We start from the raw sequence: 5,041 nt of genomic DNA on the forward strand, positions 1-5,041 counted from the left end.
GCGCGGCAGGCGCGGGTGGCCCTGGCGGACATCGAGAGCGCCCTGGAGGCTCGTCCCCCTCTCCCCGAGCGCGCCGTCCTGTCCCTGGCAGCGGGGGAGGCTGGGCTCGCCCTGTACCACGCGACCCTGGAGATCCTGAAGCCCGAGCAGGCGCACGCCCAGCGCGCCGTCGAGTGCCTGGAGCGTGCCTTCGAGGAGGTCGCCGCCCGGAGGCCCGGGCCGACGCTGTACTCCGGCTACACGGGTGTGGGCTGGGTGGCGGCGCACCTGCGGGGCCGACTCTTCGACGCGGAGGAGGACCCGGCGGAGGCGGTGGACGAGGCGCTGGATGCCGTGCTCGCCGCCGAGCCCTTCCCGGGCGAGTACGAGCTGGTCCACGGCCTGGTGGGCATGGGCCTCTACGCGCTGGAGCGGCTGTCGCTGCCCTCGGGGCATCAGCTGCTGGAGCGCGTGGTGGCGCACCTGGCCCAGCGAGCCGTGCGGGACGAGGAGGGCCTGGTCTGGGTGACGGAGCGCCGGGGAGCCCCCGGGGTCCGGCACGTGGACATGGGCATGGCGCATGGCATGGGGGGCGTGTTGGCCTTCCTCGCGGCCGCCTGTCGCGCGGGAGTGGAGCCAGCGCGACCGCTGCTGGAGGGCGCGGTGTCCTGGGTGCTGGCGCGCCAGCTCCCCGCGGGCGGGCGAGTCCTCTTTCCCAGCTGGTGGGTGCCGGGCACGAAGCAGGTGCCGACGGAGAGCCCCAAGGCCTGGTGCTATGGAGATCCCGGCATGGCCGTGGCCCTGCTCTCGGCGGCGCGTGCACTCGGCGGAGGGCGGTGGGAGCAGGCCGCGCTCGCGGTGGCACGCGAGGTGGCGCTCCGGCCCCCCGAGCACTTCGAGCTCACCGAGGCCGGGCTGTGCCACGGGACGGCCGGGCTGGCGCACATGCACCATCGGCTCTTTCAGGCCACCGGCGAGGCGCTCTTCGCCGAGACGGCGCGGGAGTGGTTCCGGCGGACGCTGGCGTTGCGCCAGCCCGGGACGGGGCTCGCTGGCTTCTGGACCGCCGAGCCTCCCGCTCCGCCGGCTCCGGCCGAGCCCGGCCTGCTCTATGGCGTGGCGGGCATTGCCCTGGCCCTCGCCTCCGCGGTGGAGCCGCTCGAGCCAACGTGGGATCGAATGATGCTCCTGGAACTGCCAGGGTCCGCCTCGGTCGGTGGCCCGTGAGGAAGGTGTGAGGGACTTCATGAAGGAGAGCCGCTCTGGCGATGGCATCATCACCTCCGGGTTCTTCGCCCTTCGCACCCCGCTGCTCCCCTTCGATGTCCTGGGGGCGTGGAGCGAGGGGCTGGAGGCGGCCGCGGCCCCGCCCGCCGAGCGGGAGGCGGCGCTGGCGCGGGACAGGGCCAAGCTGCGCGAGCGGCTGCGACAGCGGCTGGCGGACCCGGTGGTGAGGGAGGCGCTCTTCGTCGCCTCGCCGGTGCTGATGGAGAGCCTGCCGCTGTGGGAGTCGGAGCCGGACTCAGAGGGGGGACGGAAGGTGGAGCGCACGCTGGTGCGCTACTTCGCGCGGATGGCGGGGCGCGCCACTCCCTTTGGGCTGTTCGCCGGGCACTCCGTGGGCCGCATCGCCGAGCAGACGCGGCTGGCCATTCCCGGGCGCGAGGCCTTCCGCCGCCACACACGCCTGGACATGGACTACGTGGGCGCCCTGGTGGAGCAGGTGCGCAAGGCGCCGGAGGTGCGTGGTGCCCTGCGCTATGTGCCCAACTCCAGCCTCTATCACACGGCGGGCCGGCTCCGGTTCCTGGAGATGCGGCTGCGGGGGCGTCAGCGCTCCTATCATCTGGTCGCCGTCGAGCCGACGTCCTACCTGGAGGCCACCCTGGAGCGCGCCCGGGGAGGGGCCACCCTGGCCGCGCTGGCCGCGGCGCTGGGGGCGGACGAGCCGGAGGTGTCTCTCGAGGAGGCGCTCTCCTACGTCGAGACCCTCGTGACCGAGCAGCTCCTGCTGCCCACGTGGGCTCCCACCCTCACGGGCTCGGAGCCGGTGCCCCACCTCATCGATGTGGCCCGAGGCATTGCTCCCCTGGGAGAGGTGTGCGAGCGGCTCTCCGCGGCGCATGGAGCGCTGGCGCGGCTCGACGCGCAGCCGCTGGGCCGCCCGCCCCAGGAGTACCAGGAGGTGGCGCGCCTCCTGGAGGCGCTCCCGGCCCCCGTGGAGCTGCCCCGGCTCTTCCAGGTGGACCTGTACCGGAAGCTGCCGGAGGCCACCCTGTCTCCCGCGGTGGCGGAGGAGCTGCTGCGCGCGGCTCAGGTCCTGCGGCGGCTCACGCCCCAGAGGGCCGACAGCCATCCGCTGGAGGAGTTCCGCACCCGGTTCCTCGAGCGCTACGAGGGGCGGGCCGTCCCGCTGGTGGAGGCTCTGGACGAGGAGAGCGGGATCGGCTCCGTGCTCGCCGGTGGGGTGGGTTCCGGCACCGGCCCCCTGCTGGCGGGCTTCGTGCTACCCCGTGGGCGGGGGGGCGACCTGGGGCGCTGGACGGAGCGATCGAGCCACCTGCTGCGGCGGCTCGAGTCCATCTACCGCACCGGCGGCCGGGTGCTGGAGCTCACCGAGGAGGACCTGAGCGCGCTGGAGTACCGCCGGGCCACCTCGCTGCCGGACGCCTTCGGGGTGGTGGCGACCCTGGTCGCGGACTCCGCCCAAGCGGTGGACGAGGGGCGATTCCAGGTCCTCCTGGAGAACGTCCATGGCCCCTCCGCGGCGCTCTACCTGGGGCGCTTCTGCCACGGGGACCCGGCGCTCGAAGAAGCCCTCCGGGGCCACATGCGCGCCGAGGAGGCGCTCCGGCCTGAGGCCCTCTTCGCCGAGATCGTCCACCTGCCGCAGGACCGCATGGGCAACGTCATCTGCCGCCCCCTGCTGCGCCAGCACGACATCGTCTTCCTCGGTGAGTCCGGGGCCTCGGGCGAGGCGCGGATCTCCATCTCGGATCTCTGGGTGTCCGTCGAGGGGGAGCGCATCGTCCTGCGCTCGCGGCGGCTGGGCCGGGAAGTCGTCCCGCGGATGAGCAACGCCCACAACTACTCGACCTATGGGCTGGGCCTCTACCGCTTCCTGGGGCTGCTCCAGCACGAGGACCAGCCCGGGCTGAACTTCCGGTGGGGGCCGCTGGCGCAGGCGCCCTTCCTGCCGCGGGTGGTGCATGGGCGGGCGGTGCTCTCGCTGGCGTGCTGGAACCTGGAGTCCAAGGTGCTCAAGCAGTGGGGGGAGGCCTCCGGTGCGCAGCGCTTCGAGGCCGTGCAGCGCTTCCGCCGCGAGGAGCGGCTGCCGCGCTGGGTGTGCCTGAAGGACGAGGACAACCAGCTGCCCCTCGACCTGGACAATGTGCTCTGCGTGGAGACGCTCGTCCAAGCGGTGAAGGGGCGCCCCCGGGCGACGCTGGAGGAGCTGTTCCCCGGTCCCGAGGGGCTGTGTGTGCGGGGGGAGGACGGCGGCTACGTGCACGAGCTGGTGGTGCCCTTCGTGCGCCAGGCCACCTCCGTGCCGGCGCGCTCCGTTGCGCCCGCCACCGCCGCCACCCCTGTCCGGCGCAGCTTCCCTCCCGGCTCCGAGTGGCTGTACGCCAAGCTCTACGGCGGCCCGGCGACGCTGGACCGGCTCCTGGGCGGCCCGCTGGGAGAGGCCGTGCGCCAGGCGAGGGCCTCGGGCGCGGCGGACCGCTGGTTCTTCATCCGGTACAAGGATCCGGAGACGCACGTGCGCCTGCGCTTCCACGGGCCGCCCGCGCGGCTGGAGGCGGAGGTGTGGCCGGCCCTGCGCCAGGCCTGCGCCTCCCTCATGGAGGAGGGCAGCGGGTGGCGCGTGCAGTTGGACACCTACGAGCGCGAGCTGGAGCGGTATGGCGGGCCGGCCGGCATCGAGCTGGCCGAGGAGCTGTTCGCCGCGGACAGCGAGGCCGTGCTGGACATCACCCGGGAGCTGGGCGGAGACGCGGGCGCGGAGCTGCGCTGGCGCCTGGTGCTCAAGGGCATGGATGCGATGATGGACGACCTGGGCTTCTCCCTGGAGCAGAAGGCGGCCATCGCCCGCCGGAACCGGGAGGGGTTCGGCGCCGAGTTCCGCGTGGACAGGGGCTTCGAGGACCAACTCAGCCAGCGCTACCGGCGCGAGAGCCGCGCGCTCGAGGCCCTGCTGTTCGGGGCCTCTGCGCCGGACGCGCCCTGGTCCCCTGGCCTGCTGGCCTTCGAGCAGAGGAGCGCACGCCTGCGCACGCTGGCCGAGCGGCTGCGCCATGTCGAGCGTGAGGGGCAGCTGCGGGAGCCGGTGGAGCGCCTGGTCGACAGCTTCCTCCACATGCACGCCAACCGCATGCTGACGGATGAGCACCGGCCCCAGGAGCTGATCCTTCACGATTTCCTGGCCCGGCTGTATCGTTCGCGCCTGGCGCGCCTGAAGAAGGGAACATGAACGAGACGTCTCCGCAGCCGCTGTTTCGTGAGGAGGCGCTGGCTCATCACGCCCGGCCCGAGGCACGGGGCAGCCTGCTCCAGCTCTCTCCCTTGTGGGCGCGCGGCACCTACTGGGTCCTCGTGGTGCTCGTGGTGTGCGGCGGGGTGATGCTGTCCCTGGTGGACATCAACGACTATGGCCAGGGGCCCACCTTCATCCAGGTGAAGGGGCTGGAGGACGTGGCCGCCACCGTGGGAGGGCGCGTGAGCCGCGTGCTCGTTCAGCGTGGGCAGCGGGTGAAGGCGGGCGATCCGCTGGTGGAGCTGTACTCGAACACGGAGAAGGCCGAGCGCGAGCGCGTGGCCCAGGAGTTCCGCACGCAGATGGCGGCGCTGCTGATCAACCCGCTCAATACGTCGGCGCGGCAGGCCGTCGCCGGCCTGGGGGCGCAGCTCGAGCTGAGCGACACGTTGCTGGCCGAGCGCGCCCTGCTCGCCCCGCATGATGGCGTGGTGAACGAGATTCGGGCGCGCTCGGGGCAGTTCCTGTCACAGGGAGAAGTGGTGGCCTCCATCCTTCGCGATGGGGCCGAGTCCTGGGCGCTGG

The 5,041-nt window shown here is 73.1% G+C and carries 3 protein-coding genes; all 3 read left to right on the forward strand.

What is annotated here, in order from left to right; all coding sequences use genetic code 11:
• On the forward strand, window positions 1-1,206 hold a 1,206-nt coding region (locus VD972_RS19910), incomplete at its 5' end, for a lanthionine synthetase C family protein (RefSeq protein ID WP_324989308.1).
• Between the two features lie 19 nt (window positions 1,207-1,225).
• Window positions 1,226-4,453, forward strand: coding sequence for a lantibiotic dehydratase (locus VD972_RS19915; protein WP_324989309.1), 3,228 nt, complete (start codon window positions 1,226-1,228; stop codon window positions 4,451-4,453).
• On the forward strand, window positions 4,450-5,041 hold a 592-nt coding region (locus VD972_RS19920; protein ID WP_324989310.1), incomplete at its 3' end, for an efflux RND transporter periplasmic adaptor subunit. The genes VD972_RS19915 and VD972_RS19920, both read left to right, overlap by 4 nt.

Origin of the sequence: Hyalangium sp., from assembly GCF_035629615.1 — a bacterium.
Classification (GTDB): domain Bacteria; phylum Myxococcota; class Myxococcia; order Myxococcales; family Myxococcaceae; genus Hyalangium.